21 protein-coding genes and 1 pseudogene are annotated in these 24,753 nt (G+C 57.9%); 3 read left to right on the top strand and 19 right to left on the bottom strand.

The window, feature by feature from the left end; genetic code table 11:
* Window positions 1-22 precede the first annotated feature (22 nt).
* Window positions 23-496 (bottom strand): Lrp/AsnC family transcriptional regulator, encoded by a 474-nt coding sequence (locus GGI48_RS15150; protein ID WP_016966246.1) that lies wholly within the window; start codon window positions 494-496, stop codon window positions 23-25.
* Between the two features lie 160 nt (window positions 497-656).
* Here GGI48_RS15150 and GGI48_RS15145 point away from each other — a divergent pair, with 160 nt between their 5' ends.
* Complete coding sequence (locus GGI48_RS15145) at window positions 657-1,271, top strand: LysE family translocator (protein ID WP_181957158.1); 615 nt, start codon at window positions 657-659, stop codon at window positions 1,269-1,271.
* Window positions 1,272-1,442: 171 nt separating this feature from the next.
* Here GGI48_RS15145 and GGI48_RS15140 read toward each other — a convergent pair whose 3' ends face one another.
* From GGI48_RS15140 to GGI48_RS31070, 9 genes are all read right to left on the bottom strand, one after another.
* Window positions 1,443-3,593: a hypothetical protein gene (locus GGI48_RS15140; protein ID WP_179598995.1), complete on the bottom strand. Its 2,151-nt coding sequence runs from the start codon at window positions 3,591-3,593 to the stop codon at window positions 1,443-1,445.
* On the bottom strand, window positions 3,580-4,782 hold the full coding sequence (locus tag GGI48_RS15135; protein ID WP_179598993.1) for a DUF3142 domain-containing protein: 1,203 nt from the start codon (window positions 4,780-4,782) through the stop codon (window positions 3,580-3,582). The genes GGI48_RS15140 and GGI48_RS15135 overlap by 14 nt, the downstream gene beginning before the upstream one ends.
* Window positions 4,783-4,964: 182 nt before the next feature.
* Complete coding sequence (locus tag GGI48_RS15130; RefSeq protein WP_179598991.1) at window positions 4,965-7,004, bottom strand: pyridoxamine 5'-phosphate oxidase family protein; 2,040 nt, start codon at window positions 7,002-7,004, stop codon at window positions 4,965-4,967.
* Between the two features lie 23 nt (window positions 7,005-7,027).
* The gene (locus GGI48_RS15125; RefSeq protein WP_016963510.1) at window positions 7,028-7,657 is read right to left on the bottom strand and encodes a glutathione S-transferase family protein; all 630 of its coding nucleotides are present in this window, start codon (window positions 7,655-7,657) and stop codon (window positions 7,028-7,030) included.
* A 126-nt stretch (window positions 7,658-7,783) separates the two neighbouring features.
* Complete coding sequence (locus tag GGI48_RS15120; protein ID WP_016963509.1) at window positions 7,784-8,686, bottom strand: LysR family transcriptional regulator; 903 nt, start codon at window positions 8,684-8,686, stop codon at window positions 7,784-7,786.
* Between the two features lie 42 nt (window positions 8,687-8,728).
* A complete protein-coding gene (locus GGI48_RS15115; protein WP_016963508.1) occupies window positions 8,729-10,051 on the bottom strand; it encodes an AAA-associated domain-containing protein in 1,323 nt (440 codons plus the stop codon).
* A gap of 14 nt (window positions 10,052-10,065) precedes the next feature.
* Window positions 10,066-11,808 carry an ABC transporter permease subunit gene (locus tag GGI48_RS15110; RefSeq protein ID WP_179598989.1) on the bottom strand — a complete coding sequence of 581 codons (1,743 nt, stop codon included), beginning with the start codon at window positions 11,806-11,808 and terminating at the stop codon, window positions 10,066-10,068.
* A 552-nt stretch (window positions 11,809-12,360) separates the two neighbouring features.
* Window positions 12,361-12,681 (bottom strand): hypothetical protein, encoded by a 321-nt coding sequence (locus GGI48_RS15105; RefSeq protein ID WP_179598987.1) that lies wholly within the window; start codon window positions 12,679-12,681, stop codon window positions 12,361-12,363.
* An 894-nt stretch (window positions 12,682-13,575) separates the two neighbouring features.
* Window positions 13,576-13,950, bottom strand: a complete 375-nt coding sequence (locus GGI48_RS31070) for a hypothetical protein (RefSeq protein WP_218872806.1) — start codon at window positions 13,948-13,950, stop codon at window positions 13,576-13,578.
* 296 nt (window positions 13,951-14,246) lie between these two features.
* Here GGI48_RS31070 and GGI48_RS15095 point away from each other — a divergent pair, with 296 nt between their 5' ends.
* The gene (locus tag GGI48_RS15095; RefSeq protein WP_179598983.1) at window positions 14,247-14,429 is read left to right on the top strand and encodes a hypothetical protein; all 183 of its coding nucleotides are present in this window, start codon (window positions 14,247-14,249) and stop codon (window positions 14,427-14,429) included.
* 126 nt (window positions 14,430-14,555) lie between these two features.
* On the opposite strand, the pseudogene GGI48_RS31530 reads toward GGI48_RS15095, so the two are convergent.
* A pseudogene (locus GGI48_RS31530) lies at window positions 14,556-14,711 on the bottom strand (hypothetical protein); the annotation flags it as partial.
* Window positions 14,712-15,634: 923 nt separating this feature from the next.
* Here GGI48_RS31530 and GGI48_RS15090 point away from each other — a divergent pair.
* Window positions 15,635-16,687 (top strand): DNA cytosine methyltransferase, encoded by a 1,053-nt coding sequence (locus GGI48_RS15090; RefSeq protein WP_179598981.1) that lies wholly within the window; start codon window positions 15,635-15,637, stop codon window positions 16,685-16,687.
* Here the strand turns inward: GGI48_RS15090 and GGI48_RS15085 are convergent.
* The 8 genes from GGI48_RS15085 to GGI48_RS15055 form a co-directional block, all read right to left on the bottom strand.
* Entirely contained in the window at window positions 16,653-17,063 is a 411-nt protein-coding gene (locus GGI48_RS15085; RefSeq protein ID WP_179598979.1) for a very short patch repair endonuclease, read from the bottom strand. The two genes, GGI48_RS15090 and GGI48_RS15085, sit on opposite strands and share 35 nt — an antisense overlap.
* A complete protein-coding gene (locus tag GGI48_RS15080; protein WP_218872807.1) occupies window positions 17,060-19,009 on the bottom strand; it encodes an ATP-binding protein in 1,950 nt (649 codons plus the stop codon). The genes GGI48_RS15085 and GGI48_RS15080 overlap by 4 nt, the downstream gene beginning before the upstream one ends.
* Window positions 19,010-19,082: 73 nt before the next feature.
* Window positions 19,083-19,883 carry an MAE_28990/MAE_18760 family HEPN-like nuclease gene (locus tag GGI48_RS15075; protein ID WP_179598977.1) on the bottom strand — a complete coding sequence of 267 codons (801 nt, stop codon included), beginning with the start codon at window positions 19,881-19,883 and terminating at the stop codon, window positions 19,083-19,085.
* Window positions 19,880-20,998 (bottom strand): DUF262 domain-containing protein, encoded by a 1,119-nt coding sequence (locus GGI48_RS15070; protein WP_260620665.1) that lies wholly within the window; start codon window positions 20,996-20,998, stop codon window positions 19,880-19,882. Before GGI48_RS15070 ends, GGI48_RS15075 begins: the two co-directional genes overlap by 4 nt.
* Window positions 20,999-21,080: 82 nt before the next feature.
* Window positions 21,081-21,407: a hypothetical protein gene (locus GGI48_RS15065; protein WP_179598973.1), complete on the bottom strand. Its 327-nt coding sequence runs from the start codon at window positions 21,405-21,407 to the stop codon at window positions 21,081-21,083.
* A gap of 243 nt (window positions 21,408-21,650) precedes the next feature.
* Window positions 21,651-22,802 carry a Tn7-like element transposition protein TnsE gene (locus tag GGI48_RS15060; protein WP_260620664.1) on the bottom strand — a complete coding sequence of 384 codons (1,152 nt, stop codon included), beginning with the start codon at window positions 22,800-22,802 and terminating at the stop codon, window positions 21,651-21,653.
* Between the two features lie 2 nt (window positions 22,803-22,804).
* On the bottom strand, window positions 22,805-23,161 hold the full coding sequence (locus GGI48_RS31170) for a hypothetical protein (protein ID WP_260620663.1): 357 nt from the start codon (window positions 23,159-23,161) through the stop codon (window positions 22,805-22,807).
* Between the two features lie 88 nt (window positions 23,162-23,249).
* The gene (locus GGI48_RS15055; RefSeq protein ID WP_179598971.1) at window positions 23,250-24,752 is read right to left on the bottom strand and encodes a TnsD family Tn7-like transposition protein; all 1,503 of its coding nucleotides are present in this window, start codon (window positions 24,750-24,752) and stop codon (window positions 23,250-23,252) included.
* Between the last annotated feature and the right edge of the window lies 1 nt (window position 24,753).

Raw genomic sequence — 24,753 nt, 5'->3', positions numbered from 1 at the left:
CTGCCCCGGCTGGCCAGGATCATCAGCCGGGCAAGTGCCCCAATGGCAAGGGCCCTGGGGTTTTCACCGTGTGAATGGCGAAGTTGCTGCGGATGTCGCTGACCCCGGGGATCTTCAGCAGGCAGCCGGTGAGGAAGCGGTCGTAACCGCGCAGGTCCGGGACCACCACCTGCAGCAGGAAGTCCGACTCGCCGGACACCAGGAACGCCGAGATCACCTCCGGCAACTGCAACACCGCCTGGCGGAAGGCTTCGGCCTCGGCGTCGTTGTGCCGTTCCACCTTGACCCCGACGAACACCGTCAGCCCCAGCCCCACTTCGTCGCGGTCCAGGGTCGCCTGATAACCGCGAATCACCCCGGCCTCTTCCAGCATGCGCACCCGGCGCAGGCAGGGTGACGGCGACAGGCCGATCTCCTCGGCCAGTTGCACGTTGCTCAGGCGGCCATCGCGCTGCAGCGCGGCGAGAATCTTGCGGTCGTAGGCATCGAGTTTCATCTTTGGCATATCTGGCTGGTCATCGCAGTGAAAGCTGGAAGGTTATGCCAATTTTCGCCATTTTGCTGGCTGATTACGCAAGCACCTGCCCGCCCCTGTGGCCCTAAACTGGGCGCACCGACTCGACAACGAATGGGGGTGCAAGGTGGCGCAACTGTGGATGTATTTCCTGGCTCTGGCGGTGGTCTACCTGCTGCCCGGCCCCGACATGATCCTGCTGCTGCAGACCGGCGCCCGCCAGGGCAAGGCCCAGGCACTGGCCACGGCCCTGGGGCTGGCCATCTCCCGCGGCTGCCACGTGGCCCTGGCCGCCCTGGGCCTGGCGGCGCTGTTCAAGGCCGCGCCCTGGACCTTCGACCTGGTGCGCCTGGCGGGCGCCGCCTACCTGTTGTGGATCGGCATCCAGTGCCTGCGCGCCAACCTGCTGCCCAACCTCGACGGCGGCGGCGCGGCAGCCACGCCCCTGCGCTGGCGCCAGGCGATCCAGCGCGGTGTGCTGACCAACCTGCTGAACCCCAAGGCGCTGTTGTTCTGCTCGGTGCTGTTGCCGCAATTCATCGATCCCCAGGCCGGGGCAGTGGTCCCGCAGTTCGTCACCCTGGGGGTGCTGCTGGTGGCGGTGGGCGGGCTGTTCGACTGCTGCTACGCCCTGGCGGGAGCCGGGCTGGGCCGCTGGATGCAACGCAGCCGGTCGGCGCAACGGGTGCAGCAATGGCTGTTCGGCAGCCTGCTGATCGGCTTCGCCCTGCGCCTGACCTTTGTCCAGCAAGCCTGACGGTTCTGTAGCCGCTGCTGAGCCTCGGCGAAGCTGCGCAAAGGTCCGCAGGACCTTGCCTGGCGATCCCCGAAAAATGTGCGCCCCAGAGATCGCCGCGACCGCTGCGTCGGAGTGCCGCCCAGCTCGTGCGCAGCCTGCGGCAGCGGCTACAGGGTCCGGGGCACGCCTTTATGTCGCCTTGTGCGAGGACACCGCGCGGCGGCGGCGGAACAGGTAGGCCGCCCCCAACAGCAGTACGCCGGCACCGGCGCCGGCAACCAGCCTGTGCTCGGCCACCGCGGAACGGGATGCGTCCAGCCACTGGGTCAGGTAGCGCTTGTTGGCGCTGCCGAAGTCCGGCTCCTGGCAGTTCATGCCGAAGTTGCCGGCCCATTCCACAAAGGGACCGTTCTCCACGTAGCGCCGGTAGTAGTCGATCTCGACATCGCTGCCGCGGGTCCAGCGCGCCGCCTTGCACAGCACCGCGGCATAGGCCTGGCTGGTGTGTGGCAGGAAATCCGCCGCCCGGTTGCCCAGTTCCCCGGCCACGTAGCGGTAGTGGTAGCGCACGTCGGGCTCGGCGGTGGTGGCCTGCTGGCGCTGCACTTCATCGGCACTGATCAAGGGCCCGGCCTGCACCGGCGGGATATCCAGGCTGTAGCTGCCCCACAGGCTGTGGTAGTCCGGGCCCATTTCGTAACCCAGGATCTCCATTCCAGAGGTCCGCGCCAGCTTGCCGGCCTGGTAATAGGCCTCGGCCCGGCGGGTCGGCAGCCACGCCGACTCGGCGCGGCGTCGGTACTCGCCGTAGGCCTTGGCGATGGCCTGGCGCTCGGGGCTGTCGAAGTAGCCCCAGCCCTCTTCGTAGCGGCCCTCGCGCAACAGCCGCCGGCCCAGCAGTTCGCGCAACTGGGCGGCAATCGGCAGGCTCTCGTAGTAGGCATCGGGTTGCTTGGGCGTCGGCGGCGGCGCGGGCACTTGGGTGTCGACGAACTGCTTGAGCTCATCCAAGGTCAGCACCCGCTCCGCCACGGTCGCCGCGTCGTGCCAGTAGATGTCGCCACTGCGGTAGAGCAGCTCGAATGCCTGCACGTAGTCACCCCGATCCAGGGCCAGCACGGCACTTTCGCCGTCGACCCGGCAGCCCGGCTTGAGGTCTTCATAGTTGCCGTCGTAGTCGCCGCGAAAGCCCCAGCTCTCGTCCCGGGGAAAGGCCGCGGCGGCCTTGGCGTAAGCAGCAGCAGCCGCCGCCTTGTCGCCATCGCGCACGGCCAGCTTGGCCCGCAGCCACCAGGCCAGGCCGCCGTCGCCGGCATGCTCCAGCAGCATCCGGGTGGTGGCGAAATCGCCGTTCTGGTAATTCAGCGCCGCCAGCCGGTCGGCGTTGTCGAAGCTGCCGGCGGTGCCCTGGCTCAGCAGCTTGATCAGTTTCACCTCGGACTCGGGACGCTCGCCGAAGGACCAGCCCTGGTGCGAGATCAACGAAGCCGTGAGCAAGCGCGCCACCGAAGGCTGCTTGAGCTGCTCCAGCAATTGCGCGTCCGACAGGCCGCCCAACTCGCCCACCACCTGCTTCAGCGAGCTGTAGCCGACCTCCGAACCCGCCAGGTTCTGGCTGGCATACAGGTCGATGGCCTCACTCCAGTGGTTCTGGTTCTTCAGGATGCGCGCCTCTTCGCCGAGGCTGGCGACGGCCAGTGCCAGGGGGTCGCTGAAGCCGTCGATGCTCAGTTGACGGGTCTGGCCGAAGGCCTGGCGCGCCGCCAGCAGGGTGTCGCTACGCCCCTTGTCGTCCAGCGCGTTGGCTTCTTCACTGATGGCCTGCAGGGCCCGACCCAGGGAATAGGCGGCCCAGGTGCTGCGCAGGGCGCGCTGCTCGGCGGGCAGCGCCAGCACCTTGCGGAAATACTCCGCCGCCAGCTCATGATCCCCGGCGCTGAAGGCCACGGCGCCCGCGGTGTAGAGGTTGATCTCCGGCGGCAGGCTGGCGCCTTGTTGTTCCGCCACGCGCCCGTCACTGAGTTTGCGCAACTGCCCGACCAGGGCTTTCTGGGCGTCGTCCAGCCCTTGCTGTTCGGCCCAGTTACGCTCTTGCACCTCGTAGCTGTCAGGCAGGTTGTAATCGCGAGTGAAGGCGTTATTGACGACTGGCTTGAGCCCGACGATGGGCTTGCCCAGGCGGCTGATTTCGAACTGGAAGCTGCCTTCGGGCAACTGCGCCAGGGTCTGCGGGCGATCCCCCAGCAGGCGCATGGGGAACGTCGGCCCGCAGGCCAGGGCCGGGGCCAAGGGCAGGCACAGGCTCAGGCACAGCAGGTAGCGGGATCTAGGGACGAACATGTGCAGCTCCTTGGTCAATTTTTGTACAGCGGGCCCAGCCCACGGCCCGGGTGCCACCCGCCGCCAGCCGGCCGGCCTGCTGGCGGGTCAATAACAGCTGGCCGTCACGCCACTCGGCGGAATACCCCCCCAGCCCGTCGAATCCGGCGCATTGGGCAACGGCCAGGGTCAATTGTTCAGGCAGGGGCCGGTCGAGGTTGCCCGGGTTGCTCAGGTAGATATCGAAAAGACCGTCCTGCTCCTGCAGGCTGATGCCCAGTCGGCTGTCCAGAACATCGCCCCGAGCCACCGCGCGCAGGGTGTCCAGGCTCCAGGCGCGGACATCGCCCTTGAGCGGCAGGCGAAACCAGATCAGCCCGGCCAGATGGGCTGGCGGGTCATGGCGCAGGGTCATGGCCAGTTGGCGCAGTTGCTCGGGGTCGGCCATCAGTTCACGGCGCTCGCCAGCGCGGGCAATGGGCGCTTCGCTTTCGACCACCGGAGCACCCGTGGCGCTGGGCAGCAAGGCCACGCCGTAAGCCGGCAGCGCCAGGTAAAAGGGTTTGTCGCTGATCTTCGCCCAGCGCCTGGCCCACTGTTCAGCCTGGCGCGGATCGAACAGCCCGCGCCGGGGATCGCTGACCGCGTGCACCTGGAGCACGCTGCTATCGACCTGGGCCAGCAGCCCGGGCAGCTCGCGGCTGTCGAGCCAGGCGGGCAGCGCGGTAATGCTCAGGGCCAGGTGCTGCGGCAGCACCCCGCGCAGCCGCTGCAAAAGCGCGGCGTAGGCTGGCAAGCGGGCGCTGCCGGCGTCGTGGTCAATCTCGATGCCCGCCAGGGTCAGGCCCTGCCCCTGCCAGTCGGCCAGCACTTGCTGCACCTGCTGGAGGATTTCGTCCTGGTTCAAGGACGGCAACTGGCCGTCCAGGCGCACCACGGCGATCAGCGGGCGGCCATCCTGCTTGAGCAGCTCGGCATCGATGCGCGCGCGGCTCCAGCCAGCCTGTGGAAAAGCCTGCAGGGCCAGCACCCGGACTGTGGAAAAGTCCGCCCGCGAGCCCGCCAGGGCATCGGCGTGAGCCGGGGTCCACTGGCGTTGCCAGATATAGAGTTGCTGGTCGAGCGCAGGCGCGTCTTCATTGCGGCAGGCGTTGAGCAACAGCCCGCAGAGGAGCAAGGCACAGAGACGGAGCAAGACCCGGGGGAGCATGAATCGTTGATTCCCTTTAACGCTGAAAGCCCTCGACTGCCTGGGCCGAGGCCATTGATCGATGGGCCCGCAGGGTTGCCCTCGGTGGCGTCTGGCCGGCTGGGCAACGGCTGTAGAATGCACGCCAGCCTACGCAGAGGCCGCCTTGGCGGCAATCGCCGGGAAGGACTTTTTTCCGTGCCTTAAAGGTCCAGCACCAGCGCGTGTGCAAGGTTATCCACAGCTGCGGGCACAGCGCAGCAAATCAGCACCTGACCCGGCTCAGGCACCTGCGCCGGCACCTGTGGATAATTCACCTGACCACTGATCAAGCGCGTCTGGCAGGTGCCGCAGGAACCGCCGCGGCAGCTGAACGGCGGATGCAGGCCGGCGCTTTCTGCCAGTTGCAGCAGGCTGCCACTGGCCGGCTCCCAGGACAGCTCCCGGCCGGCCTGCTGCAAGCGCACCCGCACCGCCTGGGTGGCGGCCGGCGGTTGGCTGAATGGCACCGCCTCGGGATCCGGCCGACGGCGCAAGGTCGAGGGGCCGAAAGTCTCGGCGTGGATCTGCCGGTCCTCGATGTCCAGGTCCCGCAGACTGTCGTACAGGCCCTGGGTAAAGGCCCCGGGGCCGCAGAGCACGAAGTCCGCGCTATCCCAATCCAGGTCCGGCTGCGCCAGCAGCACCTGCGCATCCAGGCGTCCGCAGTGCTCGAAGTCCTGACCCGGCCGGGCTTCGGCTTCCGGCTGGCTGAGCAGGCGCAGCAGCCGCAGTGAATCCCCGGCCTGTTCCCGCAAGGTCTGCAGCTCGCCAGCAAAGGGCTGCTCGGCGAGGTTGCGCGCGCCCTGAAACAGCCAGGTGGGCCGAGTACGACGGGTGCGCAGGCCCTGGTACAGCACCTCGCGCAACATCGACAGCAACGGCGTGATGCCCACCCCCGCCGCCAGCAGCACCAGTGGCCGGGGCGACAGCGGATCGGCCGTGAAACGCCCTTGCGGGGCACGGGCCTGCAGCAGATCACCGACCTTGAGTTGCTGGTGCAGGTAACTGGAAACCCGGCCTTCGCGCTTGACGCTGATGCGCAGGAAACCATCGGACGGCGCGCTGGACAGGCTGTAAGTGCGAATCAGCGGCTGGCCGTCGAGCATGACCTGCACCGGCAGATGCTGGCCGGCCAGGAAGACCGGGGCAGCCGCGGCATCCGCCGGCTCCAGGTAGAAGGAACGGATGCCCAGGCTTTCGTCCACGATCCGCGTCACCCGCAACGGCCGCCATTGCTGGCCCAGGGCAGCGGCCCGCAGGCGAGCCTCGGCTTGTGGCCAGTTGCCGGTCAGCAGGCTGTTGGGGGAAATGGCCTGCAATTGCCAGCGCAGGGACAGGGCCGCCGGACGCCGTACCAGATGCTCCACGGTAAAGCGCCAGAGCCGCTCGGCACCCTGAAAGGCACTGACCAGCGGCCCGTCGAGAATGATCTCGGTACGACCGCTCAGTTGCAGCAATTCACCGCTGTGAAAATCGATGAACAGCAAGCCGGCCCGGGGGTTGAGCAGCAGGTTGCCCAGGGTATTGAAATACAGGTTGCCGGCGAAATCCGGAATGGTCAGGCAGTTGCCCTCGACCCGGACGAACCCGGCCTGGCCGCCACGGTGGGACACGTCCACCGAGCGTTGCCCTTGCAGGTCGACGTAGCTGGCGACAAAGAAGGTATCGGCAGCGCCGATCAGGGCCTGGGCCGCAGGGTCCAGACTTTCGCGGTGCTCGGCCGGCCGGCTGGCCGGGTCGCTCAAGGGCTGCTGTTGCAGCTCGCGCAGCTGGATATATTGCGGGCAATTGCCGAAGGACTGCTCGACGCTCACGCTGAAACCGTCGCGGTCGAGGCTAGTGATCCGCCCATTCAGGCGATTGCGCCGCCGGGTGTGCAGTTCGATGCCCAATAGACCCAGCGCCGCGCCGTCCTGCAACTGCAGCGGATCGTCCGCGGCAGGCAGGCTGTCGATGCGCAGCAGGGTCGCCTGGGGCGCCTCGGCAAAGCCCGGAGGCCCTTCGAGAATGCTCGCCCAAGGGTTGCCCGCGGCGTCCACCGCGCCCAGCAGGATGAACGGCAGCTGGCCGTAGAACTGCCGGTGCTGGTCGGGCATGGCCTGGCGGATGGCCTGGCCGCCGAAGGCTTGCATGCGTTCGGCGACCCCGGCCAGGGCCTGTAGCTGCCGTTCGCCGGCGTGCCAAGGAGAACGGCTGCTCATGATGGCTCCTTTCTAACCAGGCCTCAGGCGCTTTTCAGCCCCGCCGCCGTGGACGGCATGGGCACGAAGCCCGGCAAGGCTTCGATCCGCGCCAGCCAGGCCCTTACGTTGGGGTAGTCCGCCAGCGACACGTTGCCTTCCGGAGCGTGGGCAATGTAGCTGTAGCCCGCGACGTCGGCGATGGTCGCCTGCTGGCCCACCAGGAACGGCCGCCCCGCCAGCTCCTGGTCCATGACCTTGAGCAGGGCATGGGCACGGGCGATGACTTCCTCGGCGTTGAAGGTGGCGCCAAACACCGTGATCAGGCGCGCCGCCGCCGGGCCGAAGGCAATCGGCCCGGCGGCCACCGACAACCAGCGCTGCACCTGCGCCGCGCCGACCGGGTCGCTGGGCAGCCAGCGACCGCCGCCGTAGCGTTGCGCCAGGTACACCAGGATCGCATTGGAGTCCGCCAGGACTGTGCCCTGGTCATCGATCACCGGGACTTGGCCAAAAGGGTTGAGGGCCAGGAACTCGGGCTGCTTGTGCGCGCCCTTGGCCAGGTCGACGAAGATGTTTTCAGTGGGCAGGTCCAGCAGCGACAACATCAGCTCGACGCGATGGGCGTGGCCGGACCGGGGAAAGTTGTAGAACTTGATCGGAAGCAGGGACATGTTGGACTCCGCAGGCAGGAACGCGGTGCAAGTGCCGCGCTGGCCGAGCCATCTTGATCCCTGCCGCAAAACAACAGAATCACCAGAAAACGCAATCCGGCATTTCATCCAGCGCAATAAAGCGGATCACGCATTGAGCGCTGGATGCTCGCGCAAGGCCTGCACGGCGAAGTCGACAAAGCTGCGCACCCGCGCCGGCGCCTTGCGCCCGCCCTGGTACACCACGTGGATCGGCAGCGGCGGCAGCTCGAAATCCGCCAGCACGATCTGCAACTGGCCAGCGGCCACCTGGTCGGCCACCTGATAGGACAGCACCCGGGTCAACCCCAGCCCCAGGCAGGCGGCACTGATCGCGGCCTGATTGGCACTTACCAGCAAACGCGGTTCGGGGCGGATGCTCAGGGCACGGCCGGCGTCGTTGAATAGCCAGTGGCGCGCCTGCCCGGTGGAAGACGGCGCAATGACCGGGGCCTGGCGCAGGTCATCAGGGTGTTGCGGGCAACCATGGGCAGCGAGAAACCCGGGAGCCGCGCACACCACTCGACGCACCTCGCCGACCCGAATGCCGTGCTGGCCGCTGTCGGGCAATTCGCCAATCCGCACCGCCACATCGACGCCCTCCTCGACCATGCTCACCACCCGGTCCACCAGCAGGGCGTTGACGCTGACCTGTGGATAACTGTCCAGGTAGCGCACCAGCAGCGGCGTGACGAACAGCTCACCGAACAGCACCGGCGCGGTCAGGGTCAACAGCCCTCGGGGCTGGGCGTGGAGCCCGGCAGCCGAGGCCTCGGCGTCCTGGACCTCGGCGAGGATGCGCCGGCAGTCCTCCAGGTAACGCTGCCCGGCGTCGCTCAGGTGCACGCTGCGGGTGGTGCGCACCAGCAGTTGGGTGCCGATGCGCTGTTCCAGGGCCGCCACCGCGCGGGTAACGCTGGCGGCCGACAGGCTCAGGCGCCGCGCGGCAGCGGCAAAGCCCTGCTCCTGAGCGACGCAGACGAATACCTGCATTTCCTGAAATCTATCCATGGGCCGGCTGCCATTGGCTGAAAAAACTGCTGGCGGCAGAGGTTACAGGCTGCCTTCGACATCCTCCAGGCTGAACGTCTCGGTGTTGTCGTCGTAGGAAAAGATTTCGGCGTAGCGCCCCCAACTGATCACCGACTCCAGGGTTTCCTCCACCGCCGAGTCATTCAGCGAGTCCTCCAGCTCCTGTTCGAAACGCACCCGTGGCGCCCAGTGCCCGCGCCGCTCCTGCAACACCCCGCGAATCCGCGCCGCCAGCGGCACATAGCGGATCAGGTGCTCGGCAAACAGGGTCTTGCGCTCCTGGGTGCCGTAGTCGGCGAACAAGCGGCCGGCGTCGGTGAGGTGGATGTCGGCGCCCTTGAGCTCGACGAACCCCAGGTGTTCGAGGATCTCGGTGACCGGGAACAGGTCGTCGACCTCCAGCAGCAGGCGCTCGGCCACGCTGGAGAGCCCGGCCTGGCCATGGTAAGGCTCGGCGGCCAGGGCGCCGATCAAGCCGGCCATCAGGTTGGTGGAGACTTCCGGCAGCGGGCTGCCCACTTGCAGCTCGGCCTTGCCACTGCCCGGGTCGGCGCTGCGGCGGTCGGTCATCAGCGCGTAGATGTCATCGACCATGCGCCGGAACGCCGGGTCCAGGCGATTGCGCGGCTGGGCGAAAGGCACGGTGATCTGCGCCACCACCCGCCCGGGATTGGACGACAGCACCAGGATGCGGTCGCACATCAGCACCGCTTCCTCGATGTTGTGGGTGACGATCAGGATCGACTTGATGGGCAACTGGCCGCCACTCCACAAGTCCAGCAAATCGGTCCGCAGGGTTTCCGCGGTGAGCACATCCAGGGCCGAGAACGGCTCGTCCATCAGCAACAGGGTCGGGTTGACCACCAGGGCCCGGGCGAAGCCGACCCGCTGGCGCATGCCGCCGGACAGCTCCCGGGGATAGGCGTTTTCAAAACCGTCGAGGCCGATCAGGTCGATGGCCGCCAACGCCCGCTTGCGCGCCGCCTTGGGCTCGACCTGCAAGGCCTGGAGCCCGGCCTCGACGTTTTCCAGCACCGTCAGCCAGGGGAACAGGGCAAAGGTCTGGAACACCATGGCCACGCCCGCCGCAGGCCCGGTGAGCAGCTCGCCGTTGTAGCGCACCTCGCCGGACGACGCCTGGATCAGCCCGGCGATGATCCGCAGCAACGTGGACTTGCCCGAGCCGGAGCGCCCGAGCATGCCGACGATCTCCCCTTCCCGCAGCGTCAGGTCGACATCACTCAACACATGCAGCTCGTCCTTGCCCTTGCCGAAGCCATGGCTGACGTTGTTCAGCGAATAGATTTCCCGCGCTGGGGTGTTTTTTTCGGTATGGCCATTCATCGGATCGCTACCCATCAGTCCAGTCGCAGCTTGTTCTCCGCCATGGCATACAGCGGCCGCCACAGCAGACGATTGAAGGCCACGACAAAAAACGACATGACCACCACCCCGAGGGTGATTTTCGGAAAGTCGCCGGCCGCCGTGGTCTGGGCGATATAGGCGCCCAGGCCGTGGGCGACCACTTTGTCCTGCCCCCAGGAAACGAATTCGGAAACGATGCTGGCGTTCCAGGCCCCGCCGGAAGCGGTGATCGCCCCGGTGATGTAGTAGGGGAAGATCCCCGGCAACATCACCTGGCGCCACCATTGCCAGCCACGGATGCGGAAGTTGGTCGCGGCCTCGCGAAAATCATTGGGAAAGGCGCTGGCCCCGGCGATCACGTTGAACAGGATGTACCACTGGGTGCCCAGCACGATCAGCGGGCTGAGCCAGATATCCGGGTTGAGCTGGTAATGCAGGATGAAGATGACGAACACCGGGAACAGCAGGTTGGCCGGGAACGCCGCCAGGAACTGCGCCAGCGGCTGGATCTTCTCCGCCAGGTGCGGACGCAGGCCGATCATCACCCCCAGCGGCACCCAGACCAGCGATGCCAGGAAAATCAGCAGCACCACCCGCAACAAGGTGATGCAGCCCAACCCCAGCACGTGCCACAGCTCGCCTAAGGTCACTTCGGTGCCGACGTAGAGCACGATGTGGTACAGCGCATAGAGCGTCAGCAAGGCGATCCCGGTGCCCCACAGCCAATCGATCAGCCGCGACGCCCGCGGGCTGGCAAGCCGCGACCGGTGCGAGGTGCGCGCAGCGCCCAGGCGCAGATTGCCGATCCGCGCCAGGCCACGGGTCAGCGGGCGCAACAGGCGCTGCACGACCCGGGTACGCTGGATCAGGTTAAGCACCCAGGACTCTGGCGCACCGCCCTGGGAGGCGGTGTTTTCCATGCGGAACTTGTCGGCCCAGGCCACCAGCGGACGGAACAGGAACTGGTCGTAGATCAGGATCACCACGATCATGGTCAGGATCACGTAGCCCACGGCGTGCAGGTCACGCTGTTCGATGGCCGTGGCCAGGTAGGCCCCGACGCCGGGCAAGGTGATGGTCTTGTCGCCGACGGTGATCGCCTCCGAAGCCACCACGAAGAACCAGCCGCCGGACATGCTCATCATCATGTTCCACACCAGCCCGGGGATGGCGAACGGCGCATCGAGCTTCCAGAACTTCTGCCAGCTGGACAATTGCAGGTTGCTCGCCACCTCCTCCAGGTCCCGCGGCAACGTGCGCAGGGACTGGTAGAAGCTGAAGGTCATGTTCCATGCCTGGCTGGTGAAGATGGCAAAGATCGCCGCGCACTCGGCGCCCAGCACCCGGCCGGGAAACAGCAGCAGGAAGAAGGTCACGGTGAACGAGATGTAGCCCAGCACCGGCACCGACTGGAGGATGTCCAGCACCGGCACCAGCAGCTTGCCGGCGCGCCGGCTCTTGGCCGCCAGGGTGCCGTAGACCAGGGTGAAGATCAGCGCAGCGATCATCGCCGCCAGCATGCGCAAGGTGGTGCGGATCGCGTATTCGGGAAGGTTGGCCGGGTCCAGGGAAATGGCCTGGGTTTCCAGGGTCGAGATCGGCGCCCAGGTCTGATGCGCCCCGATGGAAAAGAACAGCAGGAAACCGATCACCAGCGGCATGGCGATCAGGTCCCAGCGGTTGGGCAGCAAGCGCCGGGTGCCAGCCGGTATGTAGTGACGCAATACCCTGTTCATGATCAGTCAGGTTCCCGGTACGTTCAGGAGGGCGCACCTGCGGCATAACCCGATCCGCGACCGCAGCGCGCTACCTACACTCTAGCGGGGCAGCGAAACCATGGAGGGAGGCTGGGCAGGGAAATATCGGCAGGTGGGTCGAGCGCAAAACCAAAAACGGCGCAAGCCGGGTTTACCCGTTTGCAGGACCAGGGCGAGTATAGGTTTCAAAATATTACAAAGGGATAAAACTGACGTAACTTTTACCCAGTCACGCCGGCCTGTGGATAGCTCGCCGAGTCACCGAAACAAACGAGCAAAGATGGATTTCACCTCCGCAGGAAACCTTTGCGCGACAGCATTCGGGGCAGTACTTCCCGCTGATGCTGGCAGCGGCATGGCGCCGAGATGGACTTGCCAATCTGGCAACCCATCACAGTAGAGAGAAACCTGATATGCCCACTTTGGATCCTGCAATCACGCTGGTCGGCGAACACCACCCGCTCGCTGCCACAGTGAGCACCGGCATGTGGTTATCCACAAGCACCGGCAGCAAGATTCATGACCGGAGTTTCAGGGTCGGCACCAGGTGCGCACGTCGTGCCTGTCGAAACCTGGGCAGAGGTTGTCCCTGGCGATCAGCTGATACGGCTGATCCTCGGCGTAGGAAAAATAGAAGTAGTGCTGCCGGTCTTCGCCGTACAGCCAATAGGAAGCTGCCCCCTGGTTGATCAGAGTCGGCTCAAAGGTCCAGATCGAGGATTCGGCGGGAATGAAGTTGTCCCGGTCCATCAGCAGCAACAGGCTATTGGACAGCACCGGCGTCAGCCCGCCCAGCAGCAGGACCACCAGGATCAGGGCAATCGTCCATCCATGAATCAAGCGCAGCTTCATAGGTTTTCCACAGCTCAATAAAAAAATCCCGGCCTGTGCACAAGCCGGGACTTCCTTGGGTGATGGGGTTACAGCTGTCTTGTGGGATGAAAATAAAGTCCCATCCTAAGGTTAAGAGCCGAGAGAGGCCTGGCCGCTCGAAAAAATCTATAAGAATCAATGTACTAACTAGAGAATCATTTGTGGCAAAGCACTTGGCCAGGCATTTTCTAAGATGATCGTGAAAGGCGCTAAAGTATCATCTTAATTTTCGATCAACGTCGAAAATCGCCGAAAACTATAAAAATAAAGTTTCATCTCTTTTGAGGCTGGGGGGGGGGCTTACTAACTGCTGCGCCTAAGGAGGCGCTGGCCGCAGACGATCAAGCCAAAAGGCGCAGACGCCCCCCCAGCCCCTGGTAGATCTATCCCTCAAATAAGACTTGGCCGATACCATTAGGTCTCGTGACTAGATGAGACTGAATCCCAACCAGCCATCAGTATCAGGGAGAGATCAACAAACTGGAGCTGGTACAGGAGAGTCTACTAAACGCCCAGCAATTGGCTGCTGGAAGAACAGCTGGCAAAGCTCAGGCAGCCGTAATCGAAAAACGGCTATAACAGCCGTCCTAGCCGGCGACGCCGCTGGCTGGGATCTCTATGGCGCATAGCCTCTCTGAGGCGCTCAGTTGCTTCCGCCAAGACCGCCGGGTCTGCCTCTCGGATAGCTTTTATCAGTTCTTCGCGTCGGCGAGCCTTGCCCTCAATGATCTCGGCAAAGCTGCTATCTGTCTGATGAAAACTGCTCATTTGGATTACCTCATGAATCCAGCGATATTCTGAGCGTACCACACAGACTGACTGGCGAAGATGGTGGTCTAGAACAGCCGATATTGAGTAGGTCAAAGGCGAAACTTACTCCTTGGCAGCAAACACAGCGCTCAAGATTTGGCCATACACCATCTCATAGAATTTCTCAGGCATGCTCCACCATATGGCGTGGGCAAAATGTATGCGGCTAGTCCCTCCTGCCTGTATATCTTGGAGAAGCGGCTCGTACCCTTGCAACGCCACGAAATACTCCAACATCCGGTCGCTAATGAAATAGAAACGCTCCTTATCGAGCCCTCGATCATCGGCGTCGGCCGCAAGGCGTCCATAGAGATAAGCCATTTCATCCTGGTCATCGCCACCACGCGCGTTGAGCGGCTCGCTCTTTAGTGGTCGGCCATTGAATTTCGCATGCAGAGATTTGTGGCATCCGTGACATAGGGTGATGCCGTTGCCCAACTCATACTTTCCATGAGGGAATGTGACTCGACGGAAAATATGGTGCGCTTGGATCTTTTGCACTGACTCACAATGCACACATCGGTAGCCATCACGCATCCGGATGAAGCGCCCCCATAACGCCAAACACCACCGCTCCGAGCGCTGGGCCGTGACAGCTCGCATCAATGCCGCCCTTGCAGCCTCCAAGTGTTCAATCGCCGGAGATATGCCGCGAAATGCCTCTCTCGGAATCATCAAAGGTTGGCTCGTATGAGTGCTGCTAGAACGCTTGGCGGAAAGGTTCGCCAAATTTCATGAGCGATTCTCAGTCGGCTGTACTTTCCGCACTCCAAAAATTTACGCATGTGCTCGCACTGCTGCAGACGCATGAAGAAAAACAGCATGTGATCGTCTATGTAATAGAACTCGTCGTGATCATGTCCTTGAATGTTCGCGGACCTAATCAAGCAATCGAAATAGACGAGCGCTTCATCTAAGTTGTCCCCACCTTCCGCATCCATCGGCAGATTCATATTTGGCCGGCCATTGAAGGTAGAGTGCTGTCGCTCATGGCACTCATGACAAAGCGTGATGCCATTACCCGTCTGATACCAACCGTACCGATACACCGACCTACGAAAGATGTGGTGGGCCTGAGTACGACCATCCGAAGAGCAAACGACGCATTGATGGCCATCTCTAGCCTTGATGAAGTGGCTCCATAGCCTGAGACACCACCTATCGGACCGACCTCGCTTCACTGCGAGTATCAAGCGCATCTGTTTGTCGATGAGATCTAGCCGGTCCAGCTTCATAGCAGCTCCATGCTTGCTTCTGACAGGGGCATTCCACTATTGCAAGATTGCATCCAGCCACTGACCATTGAATTATTGGACTCTTAGAGTCGAGACCATGGAAGAACCTACCCATCAATCCCAATCCAACCCTGCCCTGCCTGGACCCGAGATGAGTTGATTCTCGCGCTTGACCTTTACCTGAAGTATCGTGATTCACTGCCCACCAAACACCTGTCCACAAGGTAGTTGATTCCTTCTAGGTAGGAGCAGACAAGCCAGCTAGCTGGTCTAATAAGCGCTGATTTTTATGACCGAAAAGATATTGAGTTTCGACGCTAAAAGCGAGTTGATCGCGCTCCGCCAGCAAATCCGTCTGAAGTTACTGATTTGACGAAAAAGCGTCATCTAGAACCATTTGGCAGAAGCGGATGATGATTCCAGTAAGAATCGGATAGTCTGCACTGTATATGAAATTCGCGATCTTCGTTCTGTGCGTCACTTCATATTCATAGACGGTAATATCCGTAATAGTTACGTACTCACTCAAACCTATTTAGTTTTAGTCTATCTTAATAGCACCACTTGATTGAAGCGCCCTCAGAAATTTCCCCCGCCTGGATTTCTAGATGCCCAATACGTGTGGGGGATACTCCTTGCGCCGGGTAGGCAAATGCCCACTGATGTCGCTGCAATCTCTCAATAACCTTCCACCTATCAGATTCCGGCCATATTGACAACCGTGTCCACTAAAAATCAGGTGGGCACTATGACCTTCGCCAGCGACATCAGGAAGATGTGCTTGACGGACCCTCACGGCGGAAACATATTTCAACGCACTATTCGTGCTCGATCTTTACGCCAGATCCAGCTAGAATGGCCTCCATTAGGAGGCGGACTCAATGCCAATGCCAAAGATCGATACTGTTGACCTTTTTTGTGGTGCCGGCGGCTTGACCGCAGGGCTACGCAAAGCCGGCGTGCGCGTACGCGCAGGCTATGACATTGACCAAAACTGCAAATACGCCTACGAAAAAAACAATGGCACTGCCTTCATAACCAAGAGTGTGGAGGATGTATCGGTCGAAGAAATTGCCAGATGGTACCGACCAAAATCCATCAAGCTATTGGCTGGCTGTGCGCCCTGCCAACCGTTCTCTAGCTACAATCAAGGCCGAGATACCAAGCTAGACCGTAAGTGGCCTTTGCTCTATGCCTTCAAAAGGCTCATTGAAGGCGTGCAGCCAGAGCTAGTCACAATGGAAAACGTTCCTGACGTGACAAAGCACAAGGTTTATCACGACTTCGTCAAAGCGCTTGAAGACCTAAACTACTTCGTCTGGGCTGAAAAAGTCACCTGCACCGCTTATGGACTTCCTCAACAGCGTCGCCGTCATGTCCTCCTTGCATCCAAGCTTGGACCTATTTCACTGATCAAACCCACTCATCATGAACACCCGGTGACTGTTGAGAAAACGATTGGCCATCTACCGCGTCTCGCTGCAGGGGAGTGCGATCCAAACGATCCCCTGCATCGAGCTGCAAGCCTGAACCCATTGAATATTAAGAGAATTATTCACTCTCGACCAGGCGGGACATGGAAGGATTGGCCTCCTGATCTCATAGCTACATGTCACAAAAAGGAGAGTGGCAAGACTTATCCTAGCGTGTATGGGCGCATGCGATGGGATCAACCAGGCCCCACCATGACAACGCTTTGCTATGGCTTTGGTAATGGACGTTTTGGGCATCCAGAGCAAAATCGAGGAATATCCCTTCGTGAAGCTGCACTACTACAATCCTTCCCGCTCAACTATGTATTCATGCCACCAGAAGATATAACCTTCAAATCGGTAGGACGCATGATCGGTAATGCCGTACCCGTGCGTCTTGGCGAAGTTATCGGTTTGAGCCTAAAACAGCACCTCAAAGAAATTGAGAAAGCCCGAACTCTTGCGTAAAACGTTGCGTCAAAGCCGTTTCATTCCGAACTTCACATTCCCAGACAATCAAAACCTTCCAGCCCAGCTCAATTAGCTGGGCATGCTTTCGATAATCACGCTCTACATTTGCGGAAAACTTTGGTATCCAAAATTCCTGTCGTGTCTTTGGAGTAGTCGCATAGCGGCATCCTGGATGTCGATGCCAAAAACAACCATGGACAAAGATGATGCAGCGATATTTTGGCAGAACGATATCAGGAGAGCCTGGCAGGTCACGACGATGAAGCCTAAAGCGCAGCCCTAGTGCGTGTAGTAGTCTTCGCACTTTAAGTTCCGGCTTAGTATGCGTTCGCTTGACTGCACGCATAATTTCACTACGTGTGCTGGCCATCATGTCAGCTGCGCAACAATCTTATCGACACGATCAAGCTCCTTGTTACTATCAATATATGCCTGATACGCCTTTAGCGCGCTACTGATCAATGTGTCAAAATGAACAATTCTTGAGCCGGGGGAAATAGCGTCCATCATGCTCCTTACCCGAAGAGGGTTGCTGCTCTCTTCATCAACAGGAGGCCCGATTACAAATACTACTTCAATTACGGGGCTTGTCTCGCCTTGAGCAAGCAAAATTTTCCGGAGTTTGTCGGCATACAAAATTCCTTGAGCTTGTAACTCCATTAACCCCATTTTCCGGCCTGCACGTTTCAACTCGACCACAATGTGTGTGCCGAGAATAGTCCTGTATTTTATATCGACTCTGCCTAGTCGCTCCTTCTCAGTCAGATCTTCGACAATAACACCCTCGCTAGTCAGTCGAGTCTCTATTAGCTCAGATCCATCAGCTCGCTCCCATGTGGGATCAAGTAGCCACATGTGATCAAAGATATGATTCTGCAGTGCTTTTTCTTTTTCATTTTCATCAGCAAGCTTTTGAAATACACGAATGACTTCAATTCGAGACTTGATAATATCTCTGTATAAGGTGGCCTCTAGTGAGTCCCGCTGAGCAATTAATGGCATCAACCGGTCGGCGCCAATTTCGACAGCATCAATTAATTCATTAACTGTGCCGCGCAGCTTCAGACGTTCGAACGCCATAATGCTGTCACGAAGAACGGTTTTTTTATCGTCTTCGTTGTCAATTGGCAGTGAAGCAACTTTCGCCAATAATGCTTTTGCCTGATCTCTATAGCTTTCGTCTAAAGAAGAAAACCATTCCTTAATTACTGGATGCTCTTCAGCTACATCTTGGGCTCCGGAGTCGCGGCGCCATTTTGCCCATTGCGGCTCAATTTTAGAAAGTAAACTCTTCAGGTATGCTGACATTGCTACACTGCGCGGGTCACTCTCTTGGATTCGTTGCCTGTCACTAGTAGCAAGATCATCATCTGTATCAAAGTCTAGAAAATCAGCCTCGAGCTGGCCGGTAAGATATTTAGTGTAAAGACGCCCATCATTAATATTGTCTAGAATGTTTTCCTGTATGAGCCGTCCGTGAGCCATAAGGACAATTGAATTTAAATTATTTCCGTCCGCATCAACAAGCATCTTAGGCTTAACTGCTGTTCCGATCCAACCACGTACTTGCCAATCAGATTGCCAACCCTCAAGTCTCGTAGGTAATGTGATCTCACTTCGAAGATTCACAGCCGACCGAGTACGAGACTCAAGCTTATCGCCAATATGCCAGAGGTACTCAACAGCGCGAATATCATCTCGCTCACCCGCAGTAACCGGAGCACCATCAATGATAACTTTAAAGTCCTTGCTACCAATTACTGAAAAACGACGAGCGAGCCTGCGACGAAGAGCTGTAAGTGTTGAGGGTACTCTTCCCTTCTTAAGTTTAGACAGAACTATTTTTGTGCCTACATCCACAGAGAGAGACTCACTCGACAGCGCATCCGGCACGTAACGGCTGAGTTCCCCATCAATGGCCTCTCTGATTTTTGCAACATTCATCATGAGCCCGTGGCGCTGAAAATCCTTTACTGACTCAATTTGGACATCCTCAGCGATTGAAAAAAGAGACAACTTCCCGAGTCCTTTTCTGCCCATCACGTGCCGACCTAAAGCTGTAGTTGTACTTTCCTTCGCCCGCCGTCGGTAGCCAACTTTGAGGAATTTATTATTCATATCCTCAATAGTCATCCCAATACCATTGTCTTGTATGGCGATTTGCTGAGAGCTTGTATCATAAGTCACAATAACTTCGGTAGCATCGGCATCCCAGGCGTTAGCAACGATCTCCGTAAGTACCGCAGCAACGTTGCTATATAAGTTGATCCCCAAATGATCTAAGACATTTAGGTCAATGGTCATTTGATATGGCGACATGATAGCCTACCTCTATTTGGGATTACAAAACGCTGGGCGAATATACGGCTGCCATACGCGAGCTATGTACTCATCAGGCTGTCGAGGCTATTTCAGTAACTTCTGAATCGCCACCAGCAATAATCGGAGTAACGATGGCTACCTCTTTCTTGGCCAAATATCCACGATCACGTATATACGACTCAACATTGTCCAGGATTTCAGAAAGATAATGGATAACTTCGTCCTTTATCTGGCAAAGAGTTTCAATCTCTACGTTTCGTCCACAATCTCTGAAAGCTGTATGACCGTGCGCCAACTCATTTCGAGTCTTTTTTACATTAACAAGGCGGCCTCCATTTTTTGTTTTTGCCTTATCTGTATCACTAGAAAATCCATACTCCCCAGCGATTTGCCTTATTTTCAAAGCATCGACATTCCCTGAGAACCATGGGTTTCTATTATCTTTTATGTCTTTCCTATCCTGATTCAACCAACTCCTCAAGATTAGACGACTTGCAGGATGCGCACATAGATCGGCAGCACTAAGAGCATCAACCTTAAAACGACGAACTGACCTACTCATAAGTGGCTCTATTAGATGATCCGAGCCAATATCACCATCTGATTCTCTTTCTAGTTCCTCATGAATTTCATCTAAGGCGTTAGTCGCTGTGGCTTCAACTAAGTTGTATAAAAGCAAAAAGCCATTTGCCTTCAAAGTATGGGTCAAATCAAGAGAGATAGACGCCTCCTCACGCTCTATCTCTGCAGCAGCTCCCCTCGGTAAGGGGAAAATTAATGAAGCTTTTTTTTCTATAATGTTCTTGAGGAATTCAAAGTAAAGCTCGATTTCTTCAGCACGCTCTTTAAAGGTGTCCCGGCTTATTGTCATGGCGCTGAATCCTCGAAGGCTACTTTTCCGAGGAGATTATCACGTACAAAATTGATGCGATTTCTAACTTTGGGTCTGGAGTTGCTTGCATCAGAGCGCGTGTGAGTAATGAACTCTTGTGAGTTCAACCATGGACTAGGGTCCGCAGGAACCAAATCAGGTTGTTCGCGTAATGCAAGGACCACACCAACCGATATAGCTTCAAATCTAATTCTAGGAACAGTGGAGTTTGCTGCGTTTTTTCTGAAGCCGTACTGAAAGTGTTTTTTTACAAAGATAAGCATTGAGTCAAACTCATTGCGAAGGCGATCTTCATCAAAGCTTTCATTTTTTGAAATCAAGTACTCTGTCAGAAAGGCGTCAACTTCCTTATCGAAACCTAAGTAATTATCTGAATACGCAAATAAACGAAGTACGAGTTCTTGGTACTCAGCCCTCTCGGATCGAGAACGGCTAATAGGGCATAGCTCATGGAACAACGGATTTTTTGCTAATTCGTCAATGAAGTCCAAGAACGGACCGTCATGACTTCCTCTGCGTGACTCCATGGTATTTAATTTCGTTCCGCCAGAATTTAGCCTGTCAAAAATTTCTCGGCGAGTTTCCTCATCCGCAAGTTCAGTTAATTCAATCATCCTCAGCGTTTTTCGCATAAATCTGAGCTGACGAGGTTTGGAGAAGTCTGAAAATTTAAATCCGTTAGCTGAAGTAAGCTTCTTCAGGCCCGCAAGCATTAGGTCATTATCTGTAAAACGTACTAGAGTTCTAATCCTCTGGCTGCCATCAACGATTTCAAGTCGGCCCTCATATTTACCTTGGCCAATGTCTGCGACAAATAAGTAAGGGATTGGAAGGTTTAACAGAATCGACTCAATGAATTTTGACTGCTGAGCGTCGCTCCAAATAAACTCTCGCTGGTAATCTGGGATATATAGCTCAGCTTCATCTTTATCAAGACCGTCTTTAAACTTCTCGACAATCACACTGACGGGAAATTCTCTGATTTCATGATCAGTTATTTTCTGCTTTTCCTGAATGTCCGAGTCAAGAATTTCCTGCTCCTCTGGGGATTTCGGAAAATTGAAATCTGACTGTATTATCATTAATCTACCCATCTAAAATTTAGTGTAAAAATATAGTTTTGAATTTCATACGTTAAAATTCGACCGCGGTGTACTTTTATATAATTTTTGCGTTTCAGATTTGGTGAATCGCACTATCTCTTGGTGTATCATTTGATACTTGAGTAACATGGATCCTATCGCCTGAGTCAGGCAGAGATGAGTATTCCATAGCCCCCCCTAAGATAGTAGTTCGGGGATGAACTACATCAACAGTTATGGTGTTACGCTCTGCATCTTTAATTGCGCAAGTTGATGTGTAGTTAGTTTCGCCTAAAGCTGCAGAGTCGGAAATTAGCTCAGACGGTACCAGTTCCTTTTGCTCAGTACCTGCAAGCCAATAGGTACGCCAAATGCGGCCACCATCAGAAGACTTTTTGGTCCTTGAGACTACTTTTTCCATGGCTGCCCTTAGTAGCACTCGGCGTCGGAGAGGCACTTTTAGCGAGGCTATGTGAAGCATTGAAATTTCCATATTTCTAGGGGACGATAGGTAGCATGTAGGGGTAAGCATAATAGTTGATGGCTATCCAGTCTAACTGCCAAACTGGCATACGTTTTGCCTCAGGCTACGCAACGATAACGTCGTGGCTTGCCAATACGCAGCTAGCGACAAAATGTGTCGCATTCGAACTGTGTATTTCGGTCAGCTCAGGGCAGAGCTTATCCGCTGCTTCCATTCGAAGATCCTGGCATGGTTGGCACCAGATGAGCTTTCTTTCGGATGATGTACAGAGTGCAAAGGCTCACAGTACTTCGCCATGGTGACTGGCCAGCGCAACGAGCCTTTGACTGTCCCCTTCAAGACCCTGTCTACGCATTTCTCTGCTTCAGCACCTTCTTTGAAACCAATAATCCGCGTTGACATAGTCTTTCGGTTGTCTGAGGTATCTATTTCTAGAAGGTAGCGTTGATTGCCGTTTTGCAGCTTGAAACTTGCCAGCAAATAACAGCGCGGTGTTTCGTTATCAATCATGTGGTAGCTACAGCGCGGAACGGAAGGCAGCGGCTTTACTTCCAGTGATACCAGAGCGCCAAACTCTTGGGCAATCTGCCCAATAATCTCACGGAGCAGCGAGAAGCGATCTGCAAACCGCTCATAATCCTCCCCCTCATCCAGTTGCTGGAACTCTCCTGGTGTTATGCTGCCGCCGCTCACGGGATCAGCCACGCCAAAGAGCTGGCTCTCCCTGCTCGGATATTGTTGGTCCTCGACCTTCTTGCCATGACCACTGGCACGCTCCCCGTTGTAGGCAATCTTGCTACTCAGCTGAGAATCAAAAATGATTCCCTCAGTGGGCAGATGAATCAACTTCGGTTCCTTGGCAGCAGTCGGCTCCTCGTTAGCATCCACCTCCACCTCTTCAGCTCCCGATGGCCCAGGTGCACAGCCTGTGCTCTCTCCCCTGACAGGAAGCTTGAGAGCTGGGTGATGGAAAAAAACATCGCCACGATGGTTAAATCGGAGCCCTTGAAGGGTTTCAATCTCCCAGACCAGCAACTCGTTACTTTTCGGGTCGAAGGGGCCTCGCACATACATGGTGGTATCTGCGAGGGAAATGGGTGCTGTGAAGTCGAACTTCCACCTGGCATACACCGAATCTTGCGATACCCGTTCTTCCTCTTGGTTGAGACTTTGCCAGATCGACTCGAAGGATCGCTTCACATCCTGATTCAGCAGCAGCCAACTGAAATGGTCTCTGTACCCCTTGACTCTGAGAAGCTGACTTGGCGCGCCCGTCTTCGTAGGCGTATGGATATGAACAGCATCGCCCTCTCTGTAGATCGTGAAGGCCATGTTCAGACCATCGGTTCGAAGGCTGCACGGACGATGAAAGCCGCGTGGAAGAACAGTTTGCGCGCCAGCTCGAATTTCGGCAGCCAGACGGTCAGACCATCGGCCTCAAACACAAAGCATTGTTGCTCAGATATCTCAGGGTTTGCTGCCAACCTTCTTGCTAAACGCGGGCATTCGCCCAACTGCCTTTCCCGCCAGGTATCTACTACAGGAAGCACCACCGTCTTCTTGAAACCACTGGTACGGTAAGGAGCCCCTTCTTCGCCAGGAAACTCGCGACCAACCGCAAGGACACAGGACATCTCCAACGGGAACCGCTGCAACTGCAACTGGCCGTTACGCTCAAAAAGTGTCGCCAAGCGCCACTGGGCCCCCGCAGTGGGCGCTCTAAACAAGTTTCCAATAGCTAGCAGCCTAGATCCATTCTGGATCTGACGGAATAAGGTCCTATTCAATCCATCGTCCTATCAATCGAATGAACACAGTGGTCAGCGGTGACACCCTGTTTTTTTCCAATCCACAACGCTTTTCCAGCTCCCAGTATCTGGACGATATGCCAGTCTGTACATCCTCCAGCATCGCTGCAGTCAGGCGACGGATCTGATACTCGCCGACAGACTCGGCGTAGCGATCCAAGAAAGTGCGGCACAGAGGCATTTGATCGAGGTGGTGCTCGACTGATGCCCGATGTGGTAGCTGCTGCAGGAACCAATTGCGGCTCCTGCGCGGCAGCCTCAGGTCTTCTTCGCCGTCTCTGGCAATTCGGATTAGCAGGCGCACCAACTTCCTGTCGCGTGCTCGCCAGTCGACGTGACTGTTGTTGCCCTGTCGGCGCTGCCTAGCCTGATTCACAGCCATCAGCCAGTGTCGGTCATGACGATAGAGCCAGGCGTAACATGCCTCCCCTCCGTCTTGCCTAGCTGCCTTGGCTCCACCGTGGTTATCCAGCACTTGCAGCCAAACGGCTCGGTACTGCTGCTTTTGCTCTAACTCAGCAGGGAGCAACTGCGCTGACTGTTCGGTGGGAAGGTCGACCTGGCGAGTGTTCGCCTCGTCGATCAGTTCGCCAGCATGCTGGCCGGGGCGCAAGCTGGTCCAGACGATCAGATGCTGCAGCGCACTGAATCCCTTGCGATGGTTCCTGAACATCGCTAACAGCCAGGGCGGAGGCTCCCCGGATGTCAGCAGACCGTTCACAGCAAGCCAATCCCGGCGGTGGGATGCCAGGATTTTCTCCCAGATAACTTCAGCCCTGACCTGCCGGCCGCGCCTAGCGCCGCACTTTGTAGCCAAATAACGGTACAGGTTGGTCCAACGACCGTAGCCAGGCGACTGTGTTTCTTCAAGCGACAGCAGTTGCGTAGCAGCCTTGGCGAGCCTGATAGCTTCTTCTCTCGCCGGGCTCACGCGAAGATCACGGGGCAAAAACAGGGGAGAGGCTGGATGAAACTCATGCCGCTGCGCTCGTCGGAACGGGATGGGAGAGTTCAAGAGCTGACAGCCATGCTCGGGACAAGTATCTATTCCTTGGATCTGCCAGCTACGCCGCCAGTAGGGCTCACCGAAGCGGGCGGTCATATCGTCAAAGCAGACCGGGCAATAACGTAGCCACTCAGGCCATTTGACCAAGGCCGTCGAAGCACCAGCCAGACCAATGGTCGGCCGGTCGGAAGCGAGCATGGCCTGGAAAAGGTCGGTACGACGCTCCTGTGGAATGAAGGGGGCATAGAGCGGAAACAGCGTGTGACGCACGATCACGTTCGCCGTATCCAGCCCAGTATTGTTCGCCAGAGCGACCAGGTGCGTAGGCAGGTCGGTGATCGCAGCTACTTTGCTGTCACCGAACAGCATGTGCAGCAAAGTCTTGTGGCTGCCGATCCCCAGATGTACCCGGCACCGAGCAATGCCACTGTAGAGCAGCTCGTCCGGGTAGAGCCTGGGGAAATACATG

This window comes from Pseudomonas protegens, from assembly GCF_013407925.2.
Lineage (GTDB): Bacteria > Pseudomonadota > Gammaproteobacteria > Pseudomonadales > Pseudomonadaceae > Aquipseudomonas > Aquipseudomonas fluorescens_AP.
This window is presented reverse-complemented; position numbering and strand designations above follow the sequence as displayed.